General features: G+C 70.8%; 20 protein-coding genes, 1 pseudogene and 1 riboswitch. Of the genes and pseudogenes, 10 read left to right on the top strand and 11 right to left on the bottom strand.

Annotation, left to right across the window (positions count from 1 at the left end; translation table 11 throughout):
• Window positions 1–95 precede the first annotated feature (95 nt).
• Window positions 96–338 (top strand): annotated as a pseudogene (locus GEMRO_RS35840) (restriction endonuclease); the annotation flags it as partial.
• Window positions 339–495: 157 nt separating this feature from the next.
• Here GEMRO_RS35840 and GEMRO_RS35370 read toward each other — a convergent pair.
• The gene (locus tag GEMRO_RS35370) at window positions 496–948 is read right to left on the bottom strand and encodes an HNH endonuclease (protein ID WP_240476713.1); all 453 of its coding nucleotides are present in this window, start codon (window positions 946–948) and stop codon (window positions 496–498) included.
• 322 nt (window positions 949–1270) lie between these two features.
• On the opposite strand from GEMRO_RS35370, the gene GEMRO_RS30390 reads away from it, so the two are divergent.
• Window positions 1271–2335, top strand: coding sequence for an MBL fold metallo-hydrolase (locus tag GEMRO_RS30390; protein ID WP_051329205.1), 1065 nt, complete (start codon window positions 1271–1273; stop codon window positions 2333–2335).
• A 4-nt stretch (window positions 2336–2339) separates the two neighbouring features.
• Here the strand turns inward: GEMRO_RS30390 and GEMRO_RS30385 are convergent, their stop codons facing one another.
• From GEMRO_RS30385 to thiB, 4 genes are all read right to left on the bottom strand, one after another.
• Window positions 2340–3233 carry an alpha/beta fold hydrolase gene (locus GEMRO_RS30385; RefSeq protein WP_084507126.1) on the bottom strand — a complete coding sequence of 298 codons (894 nt, stop codon included), beginning with the start codon at window positions 3231–3233 and terminating at the stop codon, window positions 2340–2342.
• A gap of 63 nt (window positions 3234–3296) precedes the next feature.
• Window positions 3297–3989, bottom strand: coding sequence for a thiamine ABC transporter ATP-binding protein (gene thiQ / locus GEMRO_RS0118125; protein WP_027135139.1), 693 nt, complete (start codon window positions 3987–3989; stop codon window positions 3297–3299).
• Window positions 3973–5550 (bottom strand): ABC transporter permease subunit, encoded by a 1578-nt coding sequence (locus tag GEMRO_RS34355; protein WP_027135138.1) that lies wholly within the window; start codon window positions 5548–5550, stop codon window positions 3973–3975. Before GEMRO_RS34355 ends, thiQ begins: the two co-directional genes overlap by 17 nt.
• Window positions 5526–6524, bottom strand: a complete 999-nt coding sequence (gene thiB, locus GEMRO_RS0118115) for a thiamine ABC transporter substrate binding subunit (protein WP_051329203.1) — start codon at window positions 6522–6524, stop codon at window positions 5526–5528. The genes GEMRO_RS34355 and thiB overlap by 25 nt, the downstream gene beginning before the upstream one ends.
• Window positions 6525–6576: 52 nt before the next feature.
• Window positions 6577–6684: riboswitch (TPP riboswitch) on the bottom strand.
• A gap of 191 nt (window positions 6685–6875) precedes the next feature.
• On the opposite strand from thiB, the gene GEMRO_RS32835 reads away from it, so the two are divergent.
• A complete protein-coding gene (locus tag GEMRO_RS32835; RefSeq protein WP_051329202.1) occupies window positions 6876–9182 on the top strand; it encodes an ATP-binding protein in 2307 nt (768 codons plus the stop codon).
• A 92-nt stretch (window positions 9183–9274) separates the two neighbouring features.
• Window positions 9275–9916 carry a response regulator gene (locus GEMRO_RS0118105; protein WP_027135136.1) on the top strand — a complete coding sequence of 214 codons (642 nt, stop codon included), beginning with the start codon at window positions 9275–9277 and terminating at the stop codon, window positions 9914–9916.
• A 16-nt stretch (window positions 9917–9932) separates the two neighbouring features.
• On the opposite strand, the gene GEMRO_RS0118100 is transcribed toward GEMRO_RS0118105, so the two are convergent.
• Window positions 9933–10211 (bottom strand): hypothetical protein, encoded by a 279-nt coding sequence (locus tag GEMRO_RS0118100; protein ID WP_157505635.1) that lies wholly within the window; start codon window positions 10209–10211, stop codon window positions 9933–9935.
• A 391-nt stretch (window positions 10212–10602) separates the two neighbouring features.
• On the opposite strand from GEMRO_RS0118100, the gene GEMRO_RS30375 reads away from it, so the two are divergent.
• The 4 genes from GEMRO_RS30375 to GEMRO_RS30365 all read left to right on the top strand — a co-directional run bounded on the left by GEMRO_RS30375 (window position 10603) and on the right by GEMRO_RS30365 (window position 16317).
• Window positions 10603–11202, top strand: coding sequence for an SCO family protein (locus GEMRO_RS30375; RefSeq protein ID WP_035485563.1), 600 nt, complete (start codon window positions 10603–10605; stop codon window positions 11200–11202).
• 50 nt (window positions 11203–11252) lie between these two features.
• Complete coding sequence (locus GEMRO_RS30370; RefSeq protein ID WP_084507120.1) at window positions 11253–13052, top strand: multicopper oxidase family protein; 1800 nt, start codon at window positions 11253–11255, stop codon at window positions 13050–13052.
• Window positions 13053–13155: 103 nt separating this feature from the next.
• The gene (locus GEMRO_RS0118085) at window positions 13156–14148 is read left to right on the top strand and encodes a hypothetical protein (RefSeq protein ID WP_157505634.1); all 993 of its coding nucleotides are present in this window, start codon (window positions 13156–13158) and stop codon (window positions 14146–14148) included.
• Between the two features lie 75 nt (window positions 14149–14223).
• A complete protein-coding gene (locus GEMRO_RS30365; RefSeq protein WP_051329201.1) occupies window positions 14224–16317 on the top strand; it encodes a cytochrome-c peroxidase in 2094 nt (697 codons plus the stop codon).
• A 1286-nt stretch (window positions 16318–17603) separates the two neighbouring features.
• Here GEMRO_RS30365 and GEMRO_RS30360 read toward each other — a convergent pair.
• The 3 genes from GEMRO_RS30360 to mntR are packed head-to-tail and all read right to left on the bottom strand — an operon-like array spanning window position 17604 to window position 20025.
• Complete coding sequence (locus GEMRO_RS30360) at window positions 17604–18665, bottom strand: alpha/beta hydrolase (RefSeq protein WP_051329200.1); 1062 nt, start codon at window positions 18663–18665, stop codon at window positions 17604–17606.
• Window positions 18662–19576 carry a hypothetical protein gene (locus GEMRO_RS0118060; protein WP_157505633.1) on the bottom strand — a complete coding sequence of 305 codons (915 nt, stop codon included), beginning with the start codon at window positions 19574–19576 and terminating at the stop codon, window positions 18662–18664. Before GEMRO_RS0118060 ends, GEMRO_RS30360 begins: the two co-directional genes overlap by 4 nt.
• Window positions 19577–19581: 5 nt before the next feature.
• Complete coding sequence (gene mntR, locus GEMRO_RS35365; protein WP_027135131.1) at window positions 19582–20025, bottom strand: manganese-binding transcriptional regulator MntR; 444 nt, start codon at window positions 20023–20025, stop codon at window positions 19582–19584.
• Between the two features lie 472 nt (window positions 20026–20497).
• Between mntR and GEMRO_RS0118050 the strand changes: the two genes are divergently transcribed.
• Window positions 20498–21409: a ribokinase gene (locus GEMRO_RS0118050; protein ID WP_027135130.1), complete on the top strand. Its 912-nt coding sequence runs from the start codon at window positions 20498–20500 to the stop codon at window positions 21407–21409.
• Window positions 21406–22785, top strand: coding sequence for a glutathione S-transferase family protein (locus tag GEMRO_RS32830; protein WP_051329199.1), 1380 nt, complete (start codon window positions 21406–21408; stop codon window positions 22783–22785). Before GEMRO_RS0118050 ends, GEMRO_RS32830 begins: the two co-directional genes overlap by 4 nt.
• A gap of 31 nt (window positions 22786–22816) precedes the next feature.
• Here the strand turns inward: GEMRO_RS32830 and GEMRO_RS0118040 are convergent, their stop codons facing one another.
• Together GEMRO_RS0118040 and GEMRO_RS0118035 are read right to left on the bottom strand one after the other, a co-directional pair.
• Complete coding sequence (locus GEMRO_RS0118040) at window positions 22817–23716, bottom strand: carbohydrate ABC transporter permease (RefSeq protein WP_027135129.1); 900 nt, start codon at window positions 23714–23716, stop codon at window positions 22817–22819.
• Window positions 23709–24659 carry a carbohydrate ABC transporter permease gene (locus GEMRO_RS0118035; RefSeq protein WP_027135128.1) on the bottom strand — a complete coding sequence of 317 codons (951 nt, stop codon included), beginning with the start codon at window positions 24657–24659 and terminating at the stop codon, window positions 23709–23711. The genes GEMRO_RS0118040 and GEMRO_RS0118035 overlap by 8 nt, the downstream gene beginning before the upstream one ends.

The following is a 24659-nucleotide window of genomic DNA, read 5'->3' as shown; positions in this document are numbered from 1 at the left end:
TCCCGGATGTAGCGGCAGCATTGGCGAGGCTTCCGGCCAGGACAAGCGAAGATGCACTACCGGCCTCGGACAATACTCGGGCAATCGGCCAGTCAATGACCCTGTCGATCCAGGCGCTTCAGGCTCGGGCCGGCTCCGCCGACATCGCGGAACCTGTTGGCAAGATCCCGACAATCCTCGGCTTGCCGGACAGCGCGATGAGCTGCCGGCGCCAGAGATGCCGCGATGTCGTCGGCGCATCGGCAATCCGCGACGTTCGCGGCGCCATGGCCGGGCGTTGCGACCAGGACCTGTTCATCGCCACCAGCCGCTTCACCCCGGACGCCCGCCGCAAAACCGCCCGCGACGGAGCGCCTCCCGTCGGACGGATCGACGGCGAGGCGCTCTGCGATCTGCTGAAGGAGCTGAGGATCGGCGTCCGCACCAGGCAGGTCGGGAACGTCACCGTGCACCCGAAGGCCTTCAGCGCGATCGGACGCGGCCCGAACCCGCCGATCACGGCTCCAGTTCGCTGTCCCAGTACAGGAAGTCGCGCCAGCTCTGGTGCAGGTAGTTGGGCGGGAACTGCCGGCCGTTGCGGCGCAGGTGGAAGGTGGTCGGCTGCTGCGGCCGGGTCATCGGGTGCATGCCGCATTCGTGCGGCATCCGGTTGCCCTTGCGCAGATTGCAGCGGGTGCAGGCGGTGGTGATGTTGTCCCAGGAGGTCCGGCCGCCCCGCGAGCGCGGGATCACGTGGTCGAAGGTCAGCTCGTGGGTGGGCGCGGTCGTGCTGCAATACTGGCAGGTGAACGAATCGCGCAGGAACAGGTTGAAGCGGGTGAACGGCGGGCGCCGCTCCTGCGGGACATATTGCTTGAGCGCCACCACGCTCGGCAGCCGCAGTTCCTGTCCGGGCGAGCGGATCACCCGGTCGTAATGGGAAAGAACCGAAACGCGGTCCAGGAACATCGCCCGCACGGTGTCCTGCCAGCTCCACACCGACAGGGGATACCAGCTGAGCGGCTGGAAGTCCGCATTGAGAACAAGCGCCGGAAAGGCCGACGCGGCGAGGTGGGCATTCTCCGCGACCGATGCGAAGCGCCTGGGGCTGAAGGTCTGCGTGGTTGCGGCACGCCCCCCTTTGGCTCGGGTTTCCTCGACTGCCTGATCTGGGTAGACCCCTCCTGCGACGGTTTCAAGGCAACCTTGCGTTGGCTGCATGACTGCAGGTCCGGATGATCCGGGCTGCCGCCCTGGACGTAGCCCGTCCAGGCCGACATTCTCCGGATCCATGACCAAGACCCGCCGCGATCTCCTCTCGGTTCTGGCCGGAGCCCCGCTCCTGCTGGCCGGTTGCGCCGGCCGGGCCGAACCGAGGCAGATCCCGTTTATGCCCTGGCATCATGTCGAAGGCGGCTTCCGCAACCCGCCGGGCAGCCCGGTGCGCGCCGGCGAGCGCGGCGAGTGGTGGGCGTTCATGTGGCGAGGCTTCTCCCGGCGCAGCCCGGTGGAACTGGAGGACGGCCATGTGCTGGACCCGGGCCAGGCGAAGGTCCGCCTCGCCGCCGCGAAGGACGGCGACCTGGTCACCTGGCTTGGCCATGCCGGCTTCTTGATGCGGCTGAACGGGCGCTGGATCGCCTGCGACCCGTTCCTGTCGGACTATGCCTCGCCGGTGGCGCCGTTCGGGCCCAAGCGCTTCTCGCCGCCCTCCCTGGCCGCGGCCGACCTGCCGCCGATCGACGTGCTGCTCCTGTCGCACAACCATTACGACCATCTGGACCTGGCGACCCTGGAGCGCCTGCCGCTTTCCGGCGACGCCACCCTGGTCTGCCCGCTGAAGGTCTCAGGGTATCTGGACACCGGCCGTTTCGGCCGGGTGGTGGAGCTGGACTGGCACGAGGCCACCGAGATGCCGGGCCTCTCCATCACCGCCCTGCCCTCGATCCATTTCTCCGCCCGCACGCTGTGGGACCGCAACCAGTCCTTGTGGAGCGGCTTTTTGCTGACCACGCCCAAGCGGCGGGTCTATTTCGTGGGCGACACCGCGTTCGGCCCGGTGTTCGAGGAGCTTGGCCGCGCCTACGGCCCGGTCGACCTGGCGCTGGTGCCGATCGGCGCCTACGAGCCGCGCAAGCTGATGCAGGCCTCGCACTGCACCCCCGAGGAGGCGGTGGAGATCGGCCGGCTGTTCCGGGCGAACAACGTGGTCGGGATGCACTGGGGCGTGGTCCGGCTGACCGACGAGCCGCCGTTCGAGCCGCCCGCCCGTTTCCGCGACGCCATCGCCGGGGTCGGCCAGGCGCCGGACTGGGGCTGGGTGATGGCGGTGGGCGAGACCCGGGCGCTGGCCTGATTGCTCAGGCCGGTGCTGGAGGCCCGGCCGGGCCGGTGGCCGGATCGGGGCCGGCGCCCGCCTCCGCAACCGACGCCTGGTCCAGGAACGCCTGGATCGCCGCCGCCACCTCGTCCGGATATTCCTCGTGCGCGGCCAGCGCGCCCGGCACCCGGACTGTGCTCACCCGCCCGGTCTGCGCCAGGGCGTCCATCTCCGCCGCCGAGCGCCGGGGCGCGCCTTCCGGCCGCAGCATCAGGGTCGGCGGCAGCTCCCGCTCGAACAGCTTCAGGAACGCCTCGCGCGAGCCCACCGGGTCCAGCCCGCCGCTGACGAACGCGGCGGTGCCGAAGCGGGCGTCGCGATGCCGGGTGATCGCGCGCTTGGCCTGGATCACCGCCTCGGTGACGTTGCCGGGATCGGCATAGACATGGGCGCGCATCATCTTGGCCAGCATCGGCCGGCCGACATTGGCCCGGTAGAGCAGTTCGCCCACCGCCGGCAGCTCGATCGCCCGGCGGACCCGGCCGCGCCAGGCCTGGCGGGCGTCGCCCAGCATGGTCGGCAACGGCCCGCGCCAGGTCGGCGCCACCAGGGCCAGCCGGTGGAACAGGCCCGGATGGCGCCCGGCCGCCTCGACCAGGTAGGTGGCGGCATGGCCGGCGGCGATGCCGATCACCGGCGGCGGCCCGGTCTCCGCCAGCAGCCCCTCCAGGAACGCCCGCATCGTGTCGGGCTTGAGCTGGGGCCGGCCGCGCGCCCGGTCGCCGAAGCCCGGCCAGTCGGCGGTGACGCAGCGCAGCCGGCCTTCCAGCCGCCTGGCCAGCGGCGCCATCTCCGCCCGCGCCGAGATCGAGGAAAGAGCCGGCAGCAGCAGTGCCGTCGCCACCTGGTCCATCGCGTCGTTCCGTTGCCTCATGCCGGGTCCGGTCCCTGGCCCGGCCCCAGGATTCTTGAAGATGGCGCGGCCGGCCCCGGATCGCTAGCCCAGATACGAAGCCAGCACCGGCGGCGGATCGGCCAGGATCGCGTCGCGCGGGCCGGCCGCCACGATCTTTCCCTCCGCCAGCACCGCCAGGCGGTCGGCGATCCGGGCGGCATCCTCCGGCTGGTGGGTCACCAGCAGCACGGTCAGGCCCTGCTCGGTGCGCAGCTGGGCGACCAGGTCCAAAAAGTCCCGGCGCATGGCCGGCCCCAGGGCTGCGAACGGCTCGTCCAGCAAAAGGAGCGGCCGGTGGCGCACCAGGCAGCGGGCCAAGGCCGCGCGCTGGCGCTCGCCGCCGCTGAGCTCGTAGGGGCGCCGCCCGGCCAGGGCGCCGATCTGCAGCCGCTCCAGGGCGGCCGTGACCGTGGCGCGCTCCGGCGGGGCCAGCCGCCCGCTCGGCCGGATGCCCAAGGCCACGTTGGTGGCGACGTCCAGGTGGCCGAACAGATTGTGGTCCTGGAACAGGCTGGTGACCGGGCGCCCGGCCGGCGGCAGCCCGGTCACGTCCCGCCCCTCGATCCGGATCCGCCCGGACGTGGGCTCCAGGAAGCCCGCCACCAGGTCGAGCAGGGTCGACTTGCCGCCGCCGGATGGGCCGATCAGCGCGGTGATCGAGCCCTGCGGCACCTGCAGGTCGTAGTGGAACTCGCTGCCCTCGTGGCGGAAGCGGACGTCATCGACCTGCAGCACGCGCCAATCCCCGTTCCACCAGCCACATCAAGGACGCCGCCAGCGCCACCAGCACCACCGCGGTCACCGCCGCGTCGTCGGAACGGTACGAGCCTGCCTGCAGATAAAGATGCATCGGCAGGGTGCGCGCCTGGTCGGCGCCGAACAGCGCCACCACCCCGAAATCGCCCAGGGAGAAGGCGGCGACCAGCCCGCCGGCCAGGCCCGCCACCGGCAGCACGGTCGGCAGGTCGACCAGGCGCAGCCGGGTCCAGCCGCTTATCCCCAGCGCCTGGCACAGCCGGCCATGCTCCAACTCGCGCCGCGCCACTTCCGGGGCCAGGATCGCCACCACGTAGGGCAGGCCCAGCAGGCCGTTGGCCAGTGCGATCGCCGGCAGCGCCACCTCGGCGGGATCGACCAGATGGCGCAGCAGCAGGAACAGTCCGGCCCCCAGCGCTAAAGCCGGGGTCACCAGCGGCACCGAGCCCACCAGCTCGCCGATCCGGCCGGAAAGCCCGCGCTGGCCGCGCCCGCCCAGCACCAGCAGCGTCCCGGCGACCAGCGCCAGCAGCGCAGCACCCAGGGCCACCAGCACGCTGTTGCGCAGGGCCAGCCAGAACATCGGGCTGGACAGCACGGCACCCCAGGGCCCGCCGGCGGCGGCCTGCAGCAGGGCTGCGAGCGGCGAGAGCAGGAACAGGAGCGCCAGCGCCAGCACCAGCCCGTCCAGGGCCTTGGCCAGCCGGCCGTCTTCGACCCGGACCCGCACCGGCGCCCCGGCGGACAACCCGGTGCGGGCCACGCCGACGCTGCTGCCGAGCCCCACCAGCGCCACGCAGATCGCGATCTGCACCAGCGAGAGCAGGGCCGCGCGCACCAAATCGGCCTCGACCCTGAGCGCCTCGTAGATCGCGACTTCCAGCGTGGCGCCACGAGGTCCCCCGCCCAGCGTCATCGGCAGGGCGAAGCTGGTGAAGCAGAGCATGAACACGATCCCGCACGCCCGGGCGATCCGTGGGGCCAGGACCGGCGCCTCGATCAGGCGCAGCCGGGCCAGGTCGCCCAGGCCCAGCTGGCGGGCCAGCCGCCACTGCTCGGCCGGCACCGCCGCCCAGGCCGGCAGGAGGATGCGCACCGCCAGCGGCAGGTTGAGGAACACATGGCCCAGCACGATCCCGGCCAGGCCGTAGACCGAGGGCCAGGTGAGACCCAGCGCCTCGAACAGGCCGGCCATGAAGCCGCGCCGGCCGAACAGCACCAGCAGCGCGCTGCCCGCCACCAAGGCCGGCACCAGCACCGGCAGCGCCAAAAGCCGCTCCAGGACCAGCCGCCCGGAAAAGCTTCGCCTGGCCAGGGCGCGGGCCACCAGCACCGCCGGCAGCACCGCCAGGAGGGTAGAGAGCAGCGCCTGGAAGAGGGTGAAGCGCAGGATGCCAAGCGTGCGCGCGTCAAGCAGCGCCCGGGACGCGCCGCCCTCGGCCAGCCCCGTCGCCAACAGGGTCAGGATCGGCAGGAGCAGCGCGGTGGCCACCAGGCCGGCGGTGGCCCAGCCGATCAGCGCGCCAGGCTTGCCAGCCACTCGTCCACCCAGGCGGCCCGGTTGGCGCTCACGGTCGCGGCGTCGGTCAACAGCGCCCGCTCCGGCTGGACCAGTTCCTCGAACGCGTCCGGCAGCTCCACCCCGTCCCGGTCGGCCGGGTACATCCAGTTGCTGGTCGGCAGGATCGCTTGCGCCTCGGGCGAGACCAGGAAGCGGAGGAACTGCTGGGCCAGCTCCGGCTCCTGGGCGTTCGCGGTGCGCGCCGCCACCTCGATCTGCAAATAGTGCCCCTCGGCGAACGGTGCCGCCCGGATGTCGTCCTTGCCCTCCGCGACCATGTGGTAGGCGGGCGAGGTCGTGTAGCTCAGCGCCATGGTCGCCTCGCCCTTCAGGAACAGGTCGTAGGCCTCGCTCCAGCCCTTGGTGACGGTCAGGATCCGGGGAGAGAGCTTCTCCCAGTAGGCTTTCGCATCGTCGCCAAAGACGGCCTTGACCCAAAGCAGCAGGCCCAGGCCCGGCGTGCTGGTGCGCGGGTCCTGCAGCACCACGGTGAGCGACGGGTCGGCCTCGGCCAGCTCCGCCAGGCTCTTGGGCGGCTCCGCCAGGCGGGTCCGGTCGTAGACGAACGCGAAGTAGCCCCAGTCATAGGGCACGAAGTCCGGGTCGTCGTAGGCCACCGGCAGGTCCAGCCCGGCCAGGTCCAGTTGGTGCGGCGCCACCTGCACCATGGAGCGCGCGCTGTCGGTGAGGCTGGTGTCCAGCCCCAGGATCACGTCGGCCTTGGAGCTGTCGCCCTCCAGCTTCAGCCGGGCCAGCATCGCCACGCCGTCATCGACCGAGGTCCAGACCAGGTCGCAGCCGCATTGTGCCTCGAACCGGCGCTCCAGCTCCGGCCCCGGCCCCCACTCGCTGGTGAAGGACGCATAGGTATAGACGTCCAGCACCGGCTTCGCCCAAGCCGGCCCGGCGGCCAGCAGCAGAAACGCCGCCAGCCCGCCCTTGAGATGCCTCATTCGTTCCACCTCCCCAAGCGCGGGGGGAAGAGGCGCAGCGCCGCCAGTGTTCTGGGCTGCTGCCGCCCGTTCCCTACGCCGGCATGATCCGGATCAGGTTCCTGGGGTTCGCCATGGGCGTCTCAGCCGGCCCGGTCGGCCGGCACCCCCCGGGTCGCTGCCACGCCCTTAGGTGCCCGCGGGTTGGAGCACAAGCCCGGCCGATCTGCGGCGGTGCGGCCGGCAGGATGCGCTTCGGCGCAATCGGCGCTGTACGGCGGACGCATCTTCATGCATGATACTTGGGATTTTCTGCGGTTTTCTTGTTGATTTTTATATTTGGTTAATTTCCGGCTGGAGCGACTGATAAACTTGCGGCCTCCCGAAGAAAAGTCCGGATGGTTCCGGGTATATATTCTGCTGGTCACGCTGAATATTGCGGTGATTGTCGGCGGCGCCTATTTGGGCCGGACGATCAAGCAGAATCATGACCAGTCGGTCCAGGCCAACCATCGCTGGGTGGAGCGGCTGGCCAGCTATTCCGACCTGGCCAGGCTGGCCGGGGCGGTGAACGCGCCCGGCAACGACGTGTTCGACAGCCTCCGGCTCGACCAGGAGATCCAGCTGCGCGACCGGGCGCGCACCGCCTTCGACCAGGAACTGGCGGAGGCGCGCGCCGAGCTGATCGGCCATGTCCAGCCGGAGCGGGCGGTACCGCTCCTGGCCTGGCTGGACGAGGCCGAGGCGGTGATGGCGCGGATGGTATCGGTGTCCGACCAGCTGTTCGACCATCTGGCGCGGGACGAGCCGGCGCAGGCCGCCGCCCGGATGGCCAGCATGGACCGGGCCTATGGCGACTTCGCCGAGGTGATGGCCGGGCTCAACCGGCAGGTCGGCCAGATCCAGACCCACGAGTTCGGCGAGCAGATCGCGGCGATGCGGCGCCTGGATGTCCTGGAGCTGGTGATCGGCGGCCTGGTGGTGGCCATGGTCGTGGGCATGACCTTCTACGGCTACAAGATCGTGCAGAAGCTGCAGGTCGACGAGGAAAAGCTGGAGCGCTACTCGGCGAGCCTGGCCGAGGCGCGCGACGCCGCGGATGCCTCGAACCGGGCGAAGTCGGTGTTCCTGGCCCTGGTCAGCCACGAGATCGGCACGCCGCTCACCGCCGTGCTGGGCAGCGCCGACCTGATCGCCGCGGCGAAGCTGCCCGAGGAGACCCGCGCCACGGTGCGGGCGCTGCAGACTTCCGGCCGGCACCTGATGGCGATCGTCCAGGACATCCTCGATTTCTCCCGGCTGGAGGCCGGGGAGTTCCGCCTGGAGCCGGTGGACTTCCGGGTCGCGGAGGTTTTGGAGCAGGTCGAGTGGCTGACCGCGCCGGCCGCGGCGGAGCGCGGGATCGGGCTGCGCTTCGACAGCGAGATCGCGGCGGGGCCGGTGCTGCGCGGCGATCCCACCCGGCTGCGCCAGGTCCTGCTCAACCTGGTCGGCAACGCGATCAAGTTCACCGTGGAGGGCGAGGTGCGGGTCGAGACCACGATCCGCCCGCAGGGCCGGCACGGCCTGGTCCTGCAGGTCGCGGTGACCGATACCGGGATCGGCATCCGCCCGGAGGAGCAGGCCCGGCTGTTCCAGCCCTTCTGCCAGGCCGGCCATGCGGCGGGCCGGCGCGACCGGGGCGGCACCGGCCTGGGCCTGGCGATCTGCCGGCGGCTGGTGGAGGCGATGGGCGGCAGCATCGAGCTGGAGAGCCGGATCGGCGAGGGCAGCCGGTTCCGCTTCGCCATCCCGTTCGAGGCCGGCGATCGCCGCCTGGTCGAGGAGCAGCTGGTGTTCGGCCCGGCCAGCTGCCCGCCGCGGCGGATCCTGGTGGTCGACGATGCCGCGCCGACCCGGGCCCTGCTCGCCAAGATGCTGGCGCTGCAGGGCCACGAGACGGTGGGGGCGGCCGATGGCGCGCAGGCGGTGCAGCTGGCCTCGGAGCAGCGGTTCGACGTGGTCCTGATGGACCTGCAGATGCCGGTGATGGACGGGTTCGAGGCGACCCGGCGGATCCGGTCCCTGCCGGCGCCGGGCGGCCGGGTGCCGATCCTGGGGCTGACCGCCGGGGTGGTCGAGGCGCAGCGCGGGCGATGCCTGGAGGCCGGCATGGAACGCTGCCTGGGCAAGCCGTTCGCCTGGGCGGAACTGTTCACCGCGATCGCCCAGGTCAGCGCATCCGCCCCGGAAAGCGCGCCGGCAGCCCCGGTGAGCGAGGCGAGCCTGCCGCTGTTCGACCGGTTCGGCGTGCATCTGGCGGTCGACGCCCACGCCGAGGACCTGCTGCAGCAGGTGATCGAGGATGCCGAGCGGATCTGGGCGCGGCTGGCCGAGGGGCCGCTGCCCGCCGAGGTCCAGGCCGCCGAGGCCCACAAGCTGAAAGGCAGTTCCGGCCTGTTCGGGCTGAAGCGGATCCGCGAGGCGGCCGACCGGCTCCTGGACGCGTCCAGCCGCGGCCTGGACAGCCGCGAGGCGCTGGACAGCCTGGCCCGGGCGGTGGCGGCGACCCGCACCGAGCTGCAGCTGGCCGGCCTGGTCGAGCCGGTGGCGGAGCCGGCCCCGGAAGCCGCGCCGTCGCCGCCAGCCGGCCCGGCGGCCGGGCGCGCCGCCCTGCCCCAGGGAGCGCCGGTGCCATGACCACAGCCCCATCGGAAACCACCGCCCACCCCGCCCGCCCCACGCCGGGCGGGGTCATGGGCGACGCTCAGGCAGGAGGCGCGAGAGCCCGAATGGACCAGACGGTGCGGGTCGTGGTGGCCGACGACCATCCGCTGGTGCTCCAGGGGGTAGCGTGGCTGCTGGACCAGGCGGGCGACCTGGAGGTGGTCGCGCGCTGCGGCAGCGGCGACGCCGCCCTGGAGGCGGTCCGCGCCCACCAGCCGGATATCCTGGTGCTCGACCTCAACATGCCGCAGGTGAGCGGCATGGAGGTGCTGCGCCTGGCCGCCCAGGAGGGCCTGCGCATCCGGGTGGTCCTGCTCACCGCCGACCTGCACGAGGACGATCTGTTCGAGGCGGTGCGGCTGGGGGTGCGCGGGGTGATCCTGAAGGACATGGCGCCGGAACAGCTGGTGCGCTGCATCCGGACCGTGCATGGCGGCGGCCAGTGGCTGGAGGCCCATCTGGCCGGCTGGACCTTCGACCGCCTGCTGGAGCGCGAGGCCGCTCGGCAGCAGGTGACCAAGACCTTGTCGCAGCGGGAGATCGAGCTGGCCCGTCTGGTCGCCGAGGGGCTGCGCAACAAGGAGGTGGCGTTCCGGCTGGGCATCACCGAGGGCACCGTCAAGATCCACCTGCACCGGATCTACGAGAAGCTGCGGGTGAGCAGCCGGATCGAGCTGGCGAACTATGCGCGGCGCGAGCTCGGCTGAGGCCGGAGCCGCGCCTTCAGTCCGCTGCCGCCAGCTGGATCTGCTCGAACCGGGCCCGCACCTCCAGCCGATCCCGGCCCTTGAGCTTGGCGCCCAGAACCAGCGCCACGTAGTGGAACACCGTGTCCCGGCCATGCTTGCCCTGGAAGCGCAGGCTGCCGGCGATGCGGTCGCCCGCGGCCAGCGGCGCCTGGGTGGTGAACTCGACCTCCTCGCGGCTGACCACCCTGGTCCGCCCCGACCCTTGGTCGAAGCGGATCGGCAGCTCGACGACATGCCGCGCGAAATCGGTCACCGATGTATTCATGATGTGTTTGGCACCGCGCATGGGCGGAAATGCTAGAACAATTCTCCGGAGTCACAATTCATCGTAAGATGTAATGTACTGTATATCGTTTGGCAGACTGCCGGGCTTCCGCCGCCGCCCAGGATGTTCTCCCGGCGTGCCCGGCCGGATCCGTCCTTTATATCCAAAGTTAGAACGGCCCCTATACCCTCGCCGGGAAGGAATACGCCTCAGCAAAAAGCGGGCTATAACCCTTCTATCTAGAGTTAAATTGCGTAATTCCCATGAATGAGCAATGACATCGATAAGCCTATTTCATGAACGGGCAGCCCATCCACGGAGCACCGCCCTATCCGATCATTGATCTTTTCGATGCGCCTCATTGTCGTGGAACAAGAACATGCATCGCAGACTGCTCTTCACTGGGGGAGCCGGCGCCCTGGCCGGCACAGCCGTCGCTGCGGCACTGGGCGGGCGCGTTGCCGAGGCGCGCCGCGGCCATCCGAAGATCCCTGACGTCGAGGTCGTCGACCAGGACGGCAACCCGCATCTCTTCTACAGCGACCTGGTCGCGAACCGCATCGTCCTGGTCAATTTCTTCTTCCAGACCTGCGGGGACATCTGTCCGCTGGTTTCGCAGAACCTGCGCGAGGTGCAGGATCTGCTGGCGGACCGGATGGGTCGGGACATCTTCATGTACTCGATCACGCTGCAGCCGGAGTTCGACCAGCCGCACATCCTCAAGGCCTATGCGCGGCAATGGGATGCCCAGCCCGGCTGGTCGTTCCTGACCGGGGCGTTCGAGGACATCGAGCGCCTGCGCCGGGCCATGGGGTTCGCCAGCAGCGACCCGCTCTACGACCTGATCCTCGACAACCACACCGGCACCCTGCGCTACGGCAATGCCAGGATCGACCGCTGGGCGGCGACGCCGGCGCTGGCGCGGCCGGCCTGGATCGCCAAGGCGGTCACCTCCATCGCCGGCCAGGCATCCGCCTGAATGGCCCACCGATGGGACTTGACGCGGTTCATCGAGACGGGGGCGGAAACATGACTTCCACCAAGCTTGCCGCCAGAAGGGCGATCGAACTCCGCAACCAGCTGAGCGCTGCCAAATTCGGCCGCCGCGATCTCGCGAAGCTCGGCCTGATCGCAGGGGGAGCCTACTGGCTGAAGGGCGCGTCGCTGCGCCGGGCCCTGGCCGCCAGCTCGGCCAGCCCGCGCACCACGCCCTGGGACGAGCCCTTGCCGATTCCCGGGCCGGCGGAGCTCGAGGACGACTATCCCTACGATCCGTCCGACTACCAGTACTGCAGCAACCGGTTCCTGCCGAACCGGATCTACCACCTGCGGGTCAAGGAGCGCGAGCACCGGTTCGCCAAGGACCTGCGGAGCAAGGTCTGGAGCTATGGCGAGGATTTCGGCGGCCCGCTGATCGACTTCCGCTACGGCCAGCCGGCCGTGCTGCACATCGAGAACGACCTGCCCACCTCCGAGGAGCATGTCGGGTTCGGCCACCCGGAGATCGCGCCGCACCTGCACAACTTCCACACCGCCTCGGAAAGCGATGGCGGTCCCTGGAACTGGACCCACCCCAAGGGCAACATCGGCGGCCATCCGAACACCCGCAACCAGCACTACTGCATGGCCTATGCCGGGTTCGACCTGAAGAAGGGCATCCCGGCCAAGTGGATCGACCCGGTCACCGGCGGCGACAAGCGCGAGGCCCTGACCACGCTGTTCATCCACGACCACCGCCCGGAGTTCACCGCCGCCAACGTCTACAAGGGCATGGTGGCGATGGTGCGCAACTTCGACGACGACGACACCGGCGACGAGACCACCGGCTGGCGCCTGCCCAGCGGCGAGTACGACGTGCCGCTGATCCTGGCGGACAAGCAGTTCGATCCGGACAGCGGCGAGCTGGCCTTCAACGAGTTCTCGGTCGACGGCTGGCTGGGCGACAAGCTCACCGTCAACGGCAAGGTCCAGCCCTACATGGAGGTGAAGCGGCGCAAGTACCGGTTCCGCATCCTGAACGGCGGCCCGTCGCGCTTCTACAACCTGCTCCTGCGCAAGGACGGCGCCAACCAGCCCTTCGACCAGATCACCAAGAGCGGCAACCTGCTGCCGCGCACCCTGCAGGACGTCACCAGCGTCGATCTGTGGGTGGCGGAGCGCTCCGACATCGTCATCGACTTCAGGAACTACAAGAAGGGCGACAAGCTCTACCTGTCCAACAACCTGGTGATGATGGCGGACGGCCGCGGCATCGATCGCGGCCGGTCCACCAATCCTGACTCGGTGAGCAACCAGATCCTGGAGTTCCGGGTGACCGGGGCCGCCGAGGATCCCAGCCGGGTTCCCAATGCGTTCCGCCCGCTGCCTTCGATCAACCTGAACGAGGTGGTCAAGATCCGCGAATGGGTGCTGGGCCGCCAGAACGGCATGTGGGCCATCAACGGCAAGCTGTGGGATCCGGACATCGACCACAGCCCGGAGTTCATGCTCAACCCGACCAACAAGGTGAAGCGCAACTCCGCAGAGATCTGGAAGATCCGCAGCACCTCGGGGGGCTGGGATCATCCGATGCACATCCATCTCGAGGAAGGCATCATCCTGACCCAGAACGGGCGGGCCGTTCCCGAAGCAGATCGCTATCGCACGGACATCTATCGCCTGGGGGGCACCCAGCGGATCGACGAGATGGAAATATTCCTGCGCTTCCGCGACTTCCCCGACCCTGCCTACGGAAAGACGACTCCCGACACCGGCCGCTACGTCATGCATTGCCACAACACGATGCATGAGGACCACGCCATGATGGCAACCTGGAACATCGTGGCCTAGCCCCCCGGCCCGGCGCCGGCCCACCCCGATTCATTTTCTCGATATTTGCGCCCGGCAGCCCTGCCGGGCCCGAGGATAGTCTTGTGCCTGGAGGAGGCCCTTCATGTTGGCTCGCAACTTGTTGCTGGGCGCCGCGTTCGCCGCGCCCCTCGCCTTGTCCGCCCCGGCCAGCGCCCAGCTGGCGCCGGGCGACGTCGAGATCGAGGGGCCGATGTCGGAGGTCAGCCTCCAGCCCGGCTCGGAGACCACCACCCAGGGCCTGCGCAAGTGGATCGGCTCGATCAAGGTGCTGGGGGTGACCGTGCGGGTGCTGGAAGGAGCCCTGATCCACACCCCCACCAATGCCGAGAGCGTGACGCTGGCCGACTTTGCCGCCAGCGCGGCGAAACTGCCGGGCCGCACCGAGGGCGGGTTCATCGGCGGCACCGCCATCGTGGTCGGCGAGAGCATCGGCGGCCAGGTCTATGTCCATGACGTGTTCAGCGACCTGTCCGAGCATGTGGTGGTCGGCGAGGCGACCAATCCGCTGATCGTCAATGACACGGTTACGCGATCCAAGGTTAATGAAATGGAAATCCGCCCGCTGAAGGACGCGCGGATGCCGGCCGGGCCGGCCATCAACGGCCTCGGCCTGAAGATCAAGGCGAACGCCATCACCACCGGCACGCTGGTCGCCGCGGAGGGCTATTATTCCTCCAGGCAGGATGTCCTCTGGTACCACACGCTGGAGGCCGACGGCGCGCCGCTGGCCCGCTGGGACCGAAGCCAGGTCGCAATCCTGCGTGCCGACTGCCGGGTGCGCGGCGGCGGGCGCGACGAGATCTCGGTGCGTGGCGGCGTGGTTCTGCCCGCCGACGGCGTGGTGGTGATCAGCATCCCCCGCCCTACCAACGGCTGGGAGCAGGTCGGTCTCGTCACCGCGGTGCCCGATCCGGCCACCGGCAACCCGGCGACCGGCGAACCGATGCAGGGCGAGTTCCGTGCCGACTTCCGCGGCCTGACCATCGCAGGCGGCGTCTGCCCGACCCGAGTGCGGGCGTCGATGAACGGCACCCTCAACCGGGCGACCGTCACCGCCGACATGGACGGCCGCTGAGCCACCCCCTCGCGGGCGCGCCGCCTCGGGGGGAGGAGGGCGCGCCCGCGACCCGCTGCGACAGGACCCAAAGCCGTGATCCGATACGTCCCCCGGGCGGGCCTGCTGCTCGCCGCCATGACCCTCCTCCTCCTGCCGGGGCCCGGCCGGACCCAGGAGGGCGAAGCCACCCTCGGCTCCCTGCGCGGGATCCGGCCGCCGGCCCCGCCCGCCGCCGAGTATGACGCCCTGGTCAAGGACAAGGCCTGGCTGGCGGCGCTGGGCAAGGCGCTGTTCTGGGACAACGCGGTCGGCAGCGACGGCCTGGCCTGCGCCAGCTGCCATTTCCATGCCGGCGCCGACCCGCGCCTGGTCAACCAGCTCAATCCCGGCTTGCTCGGCCAGCCGTTCGCCGACGACAAGTTCGGCGGCCTTGGCAGCGGCGCCGGGCTGACCCGCGGCGGCCTTCTGGACGGCACCGGCAAGAAGGCCCAGCCGAACATGGCGCTGGAAGCCTCCGACTTCCCGTTCCACCAGCTGGCCAACATCCGCGACCGCAACTCAGCCATCCTCTACGAGAGCAACGACGTGGTCTCCTCGCAGGGCGCCTTCGACGGCCAGCTGCTGAGCCTGCCCCGCAAGCTCAAGTTCCGCACCCGCACCCGCGACTTCTGCGTCGACGGCCTGGACGACATCTTCCAGGCGCAGATCAAGGGCCAGGTCCGGCAGGTCCGCAAGGTCGAGCCGCGCAACAGCCCGACCGTGATCAACGCCGCCTATTACTTCCGCAACTTCTGGGACGGGCGCGCCAGCAACGTGTTCAACGGCGTGGGCGTGCTCGGAAGGCGCGAGGTCCAGAACGACCCCGCCGCGCGGATCGTGGTGCTGGACGGGGGCGGCAGCCCGCGCCTGGAGGCCCTGGAGCTGCGCAACATGAGCCTGGCCTCCCAGGCGGCCGGCCCGCCCAACAGCACGGTGGAAATGGCATGCGCCGACAACAGCTTCGCCAAGATCGGCCGCAAGCTTCTGACCCAGGCGGCGCTGACCGCCCAGCAGATCGACGCCACCGACAGCGTGTTCGGCAACCAGTCTGCGATCGGCAACCAGATCCGCAATTCCGGCAAGGGGCTGAAGCAGAGCTACCGGATGCTGGTGCAAAAGGCGTTCGCCGACCATCTGTGGGCCGGCGCCGGCACCTACCGGATCTCGCCCGGGGGCGAGCTGGTCGCCGACCAGGCCGGCTACAGCCAGGACGAGCTGAACTTCTCCCTGTTCTTCGGCCTGGCGATCGACGCCTACGAGCGCACCCTGGTTTCCGATCGCACGCCGTTCGACCGCTATGCGGAGGGGAAGACCGAGGCCCTGAACGACCGGCAGAAGCAGGGCCTGGAGCTGTTCCAGGGTAAGGCGAAATGCGCGAGCTGCCATGCCGGCCCGCTGTTCAGCAGCGCCGCCGTCCCGCCGCGCCAGCGCCAGGAACTGGTGGAAACCATGCCGATGGGCGATGGCGGCACGGCGCTCTATGACGGCGGCTTCTACAATATCGGCGTGCGCCCGACCTTCGAGGATATCGGCCTGGGCGCCGAGGTCGGCGGCGCGCCCTTGTCGTTCGCCCGCCAGTATGTGGAGCGGCGCAAGGTCGACTCCTTCCCCAACCCCGAGGGCGACCGCAGCAGCCGCCTGGCCGTGGACGGCGCCTTCAAGACGCCCACCCTGCGCAACGTCGCACTGACCGCTCCCTATTTCCACAATGGCGGCGAGGCGACCCTGAAGGGCGTAGTCGAGTTCTACAACCGCGGCGGCAACCGGCGCGACCTGGCTAACGGCGACACCAGCGGCACCGGCCCGCTCGGCCGCTCCAGCCCGGTCGGCCCCAACCAGGGCGGCAGCAATCTGGCGCCCGACATCGTGCCGCTCAACCTCAGCAACGGCGAGGTCAACGCCCTGGTCGCCTTCCTGAAGAGCCTCACCGACCAGCGGGTCGCCTGCCACGCAGCTCCCTTCGACCATCCCGAGCTGCTGGTCACCGACGGCCATGTCGCCGGCAGTTCCCGCGGCCGCGCCAAGGACGACAGCCTGCGCCTCCTGCCGGTCGGCCGCGGCGGCTACCCGGCCGGCCTGTGCGACCCCAACACCGGCGACCTGTTCGACCGCAACCTGGTCGGCGGCATGCTCCAGCGCCCGCAATAAGCCCCACCCAAAGCCCGGCCGTTCCCGCCCCACCCGGAACGGCCGGTGCTCTCCCCTGCATCCACGCCACCGGCGCCCCTGTGTCCACGAAAGCTCCCACCCCAGGTCCGGCCGCCCTTGCCCCTGCTTCCGGGATGGCCGCCTCCCTTCGCGCCCCTGCCAACGCCACCGGCGGCGCTGTCAGCTCCCCTGATCTCAGCCCCCTTGATCATTGTAGCTCTGAGCGGATGCTTGCTTGGCTGGAGGCTGTGCTGTCGGAGCGGAGGCGACACCTATGGCGGCACCTCTATCCAGGATCTGCGTCGTCGGCTGGTGCAGGCGATGGAAGCCAGTACTTCGGCCCATCAGGCGGCGGCCCGCTCTGCAGCGAGGCCGATGGCGGCGCACCGGCTGATGCGGCGGGTGGGAGTGAGCGGGAGCACCCGGCCGGCCAGGATCGGCGGCTGCTGCAAGCCCTTGCTGGCCGGGCAAGCGGACCTGCTGCGGACACTCGTGACCTGCAGCCAGGGCATCACGTGAGTGCAGATCCAGGCCCAGCTGGTCCGCGGCATCGAGCCGGCTCCTGACGACGATCTCGTCGGCCCTGCGCCGGCTCGGGCTGTCGCGGGAAACGAGACGCTGAAGGCAGCCGAGCAGGATCGGCCGGACATAGCTAGGCACCGCCAACCCTGGCGGGTATGGCAGCGCCATCTCGATCCCCACCACCTTTCTGGCCGTCAACGAAACCAGCGCCAGCCTGGCCAGCCGCCATGGTTGATGGCCGACGAGCCGGCGCCCAAGTGATGCCACACCGCACGGTCAATGGAAGATCGCGACTTTCCTCGCCCGGCTGGGCTCCCGCGGCATCATCGCTCCGCCCGTTGTGAATGGGCCGATGACCGGCTCAACCTTTCGCGCCTGCGTCGAGCAGTTCCTGGTGCCGGCGCTGTCCCCAGACGCTCTAATGGTGCCGCCGCGTGCTCCTGCACGCGTCTCCTGCAGGGATCGGATGAAGCGCCCGCTGCGGCTTCATGGACAACCTGGCTGCCGACGAGGTGGCGGGCATCGAAGAAGCTACCGCCGCTGTCGACGCCAGCCTCCTGCAGCTGCCGCCCTGTTCGCCCGCCCCCAACCCATGATCTGGCAGCAGCCGGATCATCCGCACCCCATCAGGGACCGGTCCAGCAGGACGAGGAAGCAAGCAGGTCTTCGCCAAGCTCAAGACGCTTCTGCGTCATCCTGCCGTCCGAACCCGCAAGAACCTGTGATGCCCGTCCCGGCTGTTCCCGTGGCCGCGCCGGCGCCCGTCAGCGGGCCTGGCCGAGGCGGCGGGCGGCGTCGACCAGGCGGGCGAAGGCGGCGGCGGCCGGGCGGGCATGGTGGCGGGCGCGCAGCCAGGCATGGGGCAGGCCCGCCTCCACGATCGCCTCGACCGTGACCCCGGCAGCGCGCAGGCCGGCGGCATGGGCGGTCACGTCGGAGGCGAGCGGGTCGTACTCGGCGGCGGTCAGGAAGGTGGGCGGCAGCCCGCGCAGGTCGGCGGCCCCGGCCGGGAACAGCCGGGCGTCCGCCAAATCGGCCGGCACCGGCGGGCGGCCCAGATAGACTTCCAGGAAATGCCGCATGTCGGCGCTGCTCAGCCCCGGCGCGTCCGCCATCAGGCGGCGCGACGGCAGGGCCTCGTCGCCGGACAGGGCCGGGTAGACCAGCAGCTGCCCGTGGGGGCCCGGCTCGCCCCGGTCGCGGCAGTTCTGCGCCACCGCCGCGGCCAGGTTGCCGCCGGCGCTGTCGCCGGCGACCAGGATCCGGCCGGGGTCGATCGCGGCTGCCGGCGGTGACGCGCGCACCGCCCGGAACACCGCCAGCGCGTCGTCGAACGCGGCCGGGAACGGGTGCTCCGGCGCCAGCCGGTAGTCCACCGCGATCGCCACCGCCCCGGCCCCGTCCGCCAGGTCGGCGACCACGCTGTCATGGGTGTCGAGGTCGCCCACCGTCCAGCCGCCGCCATGGAACCAGAGAATGCCGGCGCCACCGGTGCGGGCCGGCCGGTAGATCCGGCAGGCCACCCCGGCGATCGTCCGGTCCTCGGTGGTGAGCCCGGCCGGATGGGGGGCGGCGAAATGCCGGCAGGCCCGGCGGTAGCCGGCCCTGGCCTGCACCAGCGCCGCGTCCCCAGGGCCGGCAACGCCTGCAGGATCGGCGGAGCCGGCAGGCGCGGGCGAGCCGGCAGCGCCGGCAGCGCCGGCAGGCGCAAGGGAGCTGGCAGCGCCGGCAGGCGCAAGGGAACCGGCAACGTCGGCCTGGCGGGCGATCCGCTCGCCTTCCTCCATCCAGGCCCGCACCGCCGGGTCGAACCGGTAGGCGGTCACGTGCAGGTCCCGTCGGCCAGGCCTGCCTCCTTGGCGAAGGCCTGGGTCTGCAGCCACCAGTCCGCCGCGGGATCCCAGGTCAGCCGGGCGATCCGGCCCTCGGGCGTGCGCCGTTCCGGGGCGATCGTCCCCCAGATCACCGCGCCGTCGCAGCCCTTGCCATAGACCGTGTCCAGCTGCTCCAGCCAGAACGCGCCGTCGATGATCCCGAGCTCCAGCTTCTTGTTGTGCTCGTGATATTGCGGCCAGAGAAAGGGATAGGTCGGCTTGCCGATCGCCTGGGCCGCCGCGATGATCCCGTCGGCCATGCGCAGCCAGCCGTCGCGGTCGGTGTAGTAGGCGTACAGGGTCGGGTAGAGGTCGTCGACCACGTCGGCCAGCTTCTGCCATTGCTGGACCTGCTGGCCGTAGACGATCCGCCGCCCCTCCTTGCCCGGCTGGAACGCCCAGTAGTCGCGCACCGGCACCATCGAGTAGTAGCCCAGCCGCACGTTCGGCATCAGCGACCGCATGTGCTGGATGATCGCCACCAGCTTGTCGATCTCGTCGACCTCCCAGTGCTCGATGTCGAGCACGTAGCGGTCGCGGTTCTCGGCCAGCAGCTTGGGCACCAGGTTCCGCTCGATATAGTCCAGGTCGGGGTCGTTGCGGTCGCGGTTGCCGCTCGGCCAGAACTCGTAGGCATAGACCACCCGGATCCATTCCAGTCCGCAGGCCTCCAGGTCGTCCGGCTTGCCGACGAAGCGGGTGGCGTCGAACAGGCGGAACCCGTCCCGCGCCCTGGCCGGGCTTGGCAGCGCCGTGGTCCCGGCCAGGGCGAGCGCGCCCGTGGAAAGGGCGCCGCTGGCGAGCGCGGCACCGCCCATGCTCAGGCGGGTGGAGCCGGCGAGGAAGCGGCGTCGGTCGAGCACGATGGTCATTCTCCTTCGACGAGGCGGCGGGTCGCCCGTTCGAGCGCCGCCAGGGTTTCCTGGCTCACGTGGTGCTCGATGCCCTCGGCATCCACATGGGCGACCTGCGGCGGAACGCCGATCGCGTCCAGAAAGGCCAGCACGATCCGGTGGCGGCGCCGGCAGGCCTCGGCCAGGGCTCGCCCGGCCGGGGTCAGGAACACCGCCCGGTAGGGTTCCGAGGTGAGCAGGCCCTCGCGCACCAGCCGGTTGATCTGGGTGGTCACCGTGGCCTGGCTCACCCCCAGCCGCAGGGCCAGGTCGACCGCGCGGGCCTCGCCGCGGGCCTCGATCAGGTCGGCCACCAGCTCCACATAGTCCTCGGCGATCTCGGTGCGGTGGGCGTGCCGCACCCGGCCGAAGCCCGCCGCCTGCAGTTCCGCATCCCCAAGCTGCCGCTGTCGCGCGATCACGTTGCCGGTCCTCGTCCCCTGTTGCCGCGGCGGCGCCGGGCGGCGCGGCCGGGGCGGATGGTAGCCGAGCCGGGCCGGCAGGGCGACCGCCACCGCCGCAGGGCCGGGCGGCGCGGACGGCGGCGCTCCCGGGTGCGCCGGGGCGGCCGGTTCTTGCAGGAAGCGCGCGCCCAAGGAGCGCCGCCAGCCGGGCCGCCAGCGGCGCAACCGGCAGCCAGGCGACCGCCAGCAGCCATTCCAGCCAGGCGCCGGCAGCACAGCACCGCGCTCCCGGCCGGAGCGGCGCGGCATGGACACGGGCATGGTCGGGCGGTCCTGGCATGGCGCCGATCATGCACCGGCACCGGTTGCACAAAGGTTAACGGCGCCGCGCCTTCCCGCTCCCCCGAGGCCGGGCTGGACAGGCCGGCCGCTTGGCGGCATCACCGGCACAGCGCCGATCAGGCCCATCGCAGGGAGGCCCGCGTCCATGATCATCGTTCCCGGGTCGATCAACGCCGACCTTCTGTTCCCGGTGCGGGAGCTGCCCGCCCCGGGCGAGACGGTGCTGTGCCCCTCCTACACCATGGCGCCCGGCGGCAAGGGCGCCAACCAGGCCGCAGCGGCCGCCAAGGCCGGTGCCAGGGTCCATTTCGTGGGCCATGTCGGCAAGGACGCCTACGGCCCGGTGGTGCGCGGCCTGTTGGCCGAGGCCGGGGTCGACGTGGCGGGCCTGATCGATTCCGACCGGCCGACCGCGATCGCGGTGATCGGGGTCGACCAGAAGGGCGAGAACCAGATCATCGTGGCGTCCGGCGCCAATCTCGACACCCATGCCGGCCAGGTGCCGCAAGCCCTGCTGGTGCCGGGCAACACCCTGCTCTGCCAGAACGAGATCCGCACCGAGGAAAGCTTCGCCGCGCTGAAGCTGGCCCATGAGCACGGCGTGCGCACCATCCTGAACCTGGCGCCGGCCGCCCCGGTCCCCAACGACGTGCTGGACCGCCTCGACCTGCTGGTGGTCAACGAGCTGGAGGCGCAGGCGGCCGCCGGCGGCCAGGGCGCGCCGGACGAGCTGGCGACCGGGCTGGCGCGGCGCCACGGCCTGACCGTGGTGGTCACGCTGGGGGCGAAGGGCGCCATCGCCGCCGATGGCGAACGGCTGCTCCAGGTCCAGGCGCTGCCGGTCGACCCGGTCGACACCACCGGGGCCGGCGACGCGTTCACCGGGGTGCTGGCCGCCTATCTGGACCGGGGTGCGGGGCTGGACCTGGCGCTGCATCGCGCCGCGGTCGGCGCCGCCCTGGCCTGCGAGCGGCTTGGCGCGCAGAGCGCCCAGCCCGGCCTGGCCGAGATCGAGGCGCGGGCAGCCGCCCTGCCGATGCCCGGGAAGGTGGGGTGACGGTGCCGGCGGTCCCAGGGCAGCCGAAAGGCGCCGGACCGCCTCCCCGCCTGCTGCTCGGCGAGCGGGTCTGCGGCTCGCCGGCCCTGCCGGTCTGGCTGGCGCTGCACCAGTTCGGTCTCAGCTTCACCGAGATCGCCGCGGCACCGGAGCCTCAGGAACCGCGCGCCCGGGCCCTGGCGCCCGAGCATGGCCCGGTTCTGTACCGGGCGGGCGGGGCGATCTGGGGGCCGCTGCCGGTGCTCGAGGCGCTGGCCGAGGGGCACGCGAAGATCTGGCCGGCCGAGCCCGGCGCGCGGGCGCAGGCGCGGGCGGTGGCCGCCGAGCTGGCCAGCGGCTTTGCGGTGCTGCGCGGGCTGCTGGCGGCCCGGCCGCCGCCGGCGGAGATCCCGGAGCGCCTGCGCCGCCCGCTGGCCGGCGAGATCCAGCGGCTGCGGGCAATGATCGGCGGCCTGCGCGCCGCCTGCCCGCCGGCCAGGGGCCCGTTCCTGTTCGGCGGCTTTTGCGGCGCCGATGCGATGATGGCGGCTCTGGCCGGCCCGCTCACCGCCCGGGCGCTGGCGGACGAGCGGAGCTGCGCCGCCTATCTGCAGGCCCTGGACGCCCTGCCGGCGCTGCGGGCGTGGATGGCCGAGGCCGGCGCCGCGGCCGCCCCGGCGCTGCCGGAGATCGCCAGCCACCTGGTCCTGCCGGAGGTGGCCGAGCAGGCCGAGGAGCAGCCGGCGCCGCCGGTGCCCGAGGCGCCCCCGCCGCCCCCGCCACCCCCGGCAGCGCCGCCTCCGCCGGCCTCGCCCCGGCCCAGGCTGGAGGATGTCGACCGGCCGCCGATCGCCTATCTGGACGAGACGCCGGCCAAGGGCTGGCGGCGCCTGCCGATCGTCGAGCGGCTGGCGGTGCCGCCGCCGATCCCGCCGCTGCCGCCGGTGCCGCTTCGCTCTGGCCCGGGTCCGGGCGAGCAGCCGGGCCAGGCGGCGCCGCCTTTGCGGCCGCGGCACCCGGTCCTGCCGCCCCCGCCGCCTGCGACGGCGCCGGCCGGCCGAACTCCCGCCGTGCCGGAAGCGCCCCGGCCGGAGCAGCGCCCGCCGCCCGAGCCGACGCCGCCCCCGGCGCCGCCACCCCCGGCGGCCGGGCCGTCGGAGGGATCGGCCGGGGAGGAGACCTCGTTCATGTTCCGGCTGCGCCGCCCGGGCACCACCCAGGGCGACCAGAACGAGCGGCCGCTCAACCGCTTCGCCCGGGTGCTGAGCAAGGCGCGCCCGCCCGAGAACGAGGAACCGCCCCCGGACGGCGGCCCGGGGGCGGCGGGTGGGGAGCGGCCGGGCATCCGGCCGTCCTCGATCAAGCCGATCGGCTTTTCCGACCGGCGCCGGCGCTGACGCGCCGGCCTTCCGGCCTGCCGTCCTGCCGCTACTCCTTCACCGCGCCGGTGAGGCTGGACACGTAGTAGTCGACGAAGAACGAGTAGATCAGCGCCACCGGGATCGAGCCCAAGAGCGCGCCAGCCATCAGCGAGCCCCAGTGGTAGACGTCGCCCTCCACCAGCTGGGTCAACACCGCGACCGGCACGGTCTTCTTCTCCGAGCTCTGGATGAAGGCCAGCGCGTAGATGAACTCGTTCCAGGACAGGGTGAAGGCGAAGATCCCGGCCGAGATCAGCCCCGGCACCGCCAGGGGCAGCGTCACCTTCCACATGATCTGCAGGCGGGTGGCGCCGTCGATCAGCGCGCACTCCTCCAGCTCGTAGGGGATCGACTTGAAGTAGCCGATCAGGAGCCAGGTGCAGAACGGCACCAGGAAGGTCGGGTAGGTCAGGATGAGCGCCAAGGGGCTGTCGTACAGGCCCATCTTGAAGATCATCGTGGCCAGCGGGATGAACAGGATCGAGGGCGGCACCAGGTAGGCCAGGTAGATGGCGAGGCCCACCCACTGGCTGCCCTTGAAGCGCAGGCGCTGCACCGCATAGGCCGCCAGCACCGAGACGAACAGCGAGAGCACCGTGCTGCACACGGCGACCAGCATGGTCGTCCACAGCCATTGCGGATAGTCGGTCTCGAACAGGAGCCGGTTGATGTGCTCCAGCGTCGGCGAGTGGATCCAGAACGGGCTGTAGTCGGTGTAGTTGTACAGTTCCGCGTTCGATTTGAAGGCGGTGACCACCATCCAGTAGAACGGGAACAGGAGCGTCAGGAGGAACAGGATCAGCGGCACGTAGACCACCATCATCCTGCGCGGGAGGGAATCCCAGTTGATCACGCCGGAGCGTTCGGCGGTGATCACCGGCGCCTTCTCGGTCGAGGCCTCAGTCATCGCTGCCTCCCTGCTGCCACTTGCGCCGCGCCAGGGCGACGTAGCTGAAGATGGTGGACGCCACCAGGAACGGGATCATCGCCACCGCGATCGCGGCACCCTCGCCTAAGTAGCCGCCCGGGATCGCGCGCTGGAACGCCAGCGTCGCCATCAGATGGGTGGCGTTGTTGGGTCCGCCGCGGGTGATGGCGTAGACCAGCTGGAAGTCGGTGAAGGTGAACAGCACCGAGAAGGTCAGCACCACCGCCAGGATCGGCATCAGCATCGGCACGGTGACGTGCACGAACCGCTCCCAGGCGGTGGCGCCGTCGATCATCGCCGCCTCGTAGAGCGAGGGCGAGATGGTCTGCAGGCCTGCCAGCAGCGAGATCGCCACGAACGGGATGCCGCGCCAGACATTGGCCGCGATCAGCGAGAAGCGCGCGTTCCAGGCGGTGCCCAGAAAGTCGATGTTGGTGTCGATGATCCCCATCTTGGTGAGGACATAGGAGATGATCGAGAACTGCGGGTCGTAGATCCACCAGAACGCGATCGCCGAGAGCACGGTCGGCACGATCCAGGGCAGCAGCACGATCGCGCGGATCAGGCTCTTGAACGGCAGGGCATGGTTGAGCAGCAGCGCCAGCCACAGACCTAAGCCGAATTTGAACACCGTCGCCAGGGTGGTGTAGACGATGGTGTTGAAGACCGAGAGCCAGAACACCGAATCGTCGAACAGGTAGGCGTAGTTCTCCAGCCCGATCCAGATCCCGTCCCGGCCGATCCGCGTGTCGGTGAAGCCCAGCCAGACGCCCAGGCCCAGGGGATAGCTCAGAAAGGTCACCAGCAGGATGGTGACCGGCATCATGAAGAGAAAGGCGAGCACGCGGCGATCGTCGAGCTTCCGCGAGAGCCAGGACTGTTCCGGCCGTTGGCCGGACCAGGCGGCGGCGGTGCTGGCCAT

The sequence above is a fragment of the Geminicoccus roseus DSM 18922 genome, assembly GCF_000427665.1.
Lineage (GTDB): Bacteria > Pseudomonadota > Alphaproteobacteria > Geminicoccales > Geminicoccaceae > Geminicoccus > Geminicoccus roseus.
Note: the sequence above shows the minus strand (reverse complement) of the source record. Positions and strands in the feature narration are given on the sequence as shown.

Coding starts and splice junctions, on each gene's coding strand:
- GEMRO_RS0118050 (WP_027135130.1), top strand. CDS start 20,498: ATGATCATCGTTCCCGGGTCGATCAACGCCGACCTTCTGTTCCCGGTG.
- GEMRO_RS30370 (WP_084507120.1), top strand. CDS start 11,253: ATGACTTCCACCAAGCTTGCCGCCAGAAGGGCGATCGAACTCCGCAAC.
- GEMRO_RS0118105 (WP_027135136.1), top strand. CDS start 9,275: ATGGACCAGACGGTGCGGGTCGTGGTGGCCGACGACCATCCGCTGGTG.
- GEMRO_RS30375 (WP_035485563.1), top strand. CDS start 10,603: ATGCATCGCAGACTGCTCTTCACTGGGGGAGCCGGCGCCCTGGCCGGC.
- GEMRO_RS0118035 (WP_027135128.1), bottom strand. CDS start 24,659: ATGGCCAGCACCGCCGCCGCCTGGTCCGGCCAACGGCCGGAACAGTCC.
- thiB (WP_051329203.1), bottom strand. CDS start 6,524: ATGAGGCATCTCAAGGGCGGGCTGGCGGCGTTTCTGCTGCTGGCCGCC.
- GEMRO_RS35370 (WP_240476713.1), bottom strand. CDS start 948: ATGTTCCTGGACCGCGTTTCGGTTCTTTCCCATTACGACCGGGTGATC.
- GEMRO_RS0118040 (WP_027135129.1), bottom strand. CDS start 23,716: ATGACTGAGGCCTCGACCGAGAAGGCGCCGGTGATCACCGCCGAACGC.
- GEMRO_RS30385 (WP_084507126.1), bottom strand. CDS start 3,233: ATGAGGCAACGGAACGACGCGATGGACCAGGTGGCGACGGCACTGCTG.
- GEMRO_RS0118085 (WP_157505634.1), top strand. CDS start 13,156: ATGTTGGCTCGCAACTTGTTGCTGGGCGCCGCGTTCGCCGCGCCCCTC.
- GEMRO_RS30390 (WP_051329205.1), top strand. CDS start 1,271: ATGACCAAGACCCGCCGCGATCTCCTCTCGGTTCTGGCCGGAGCCCCG.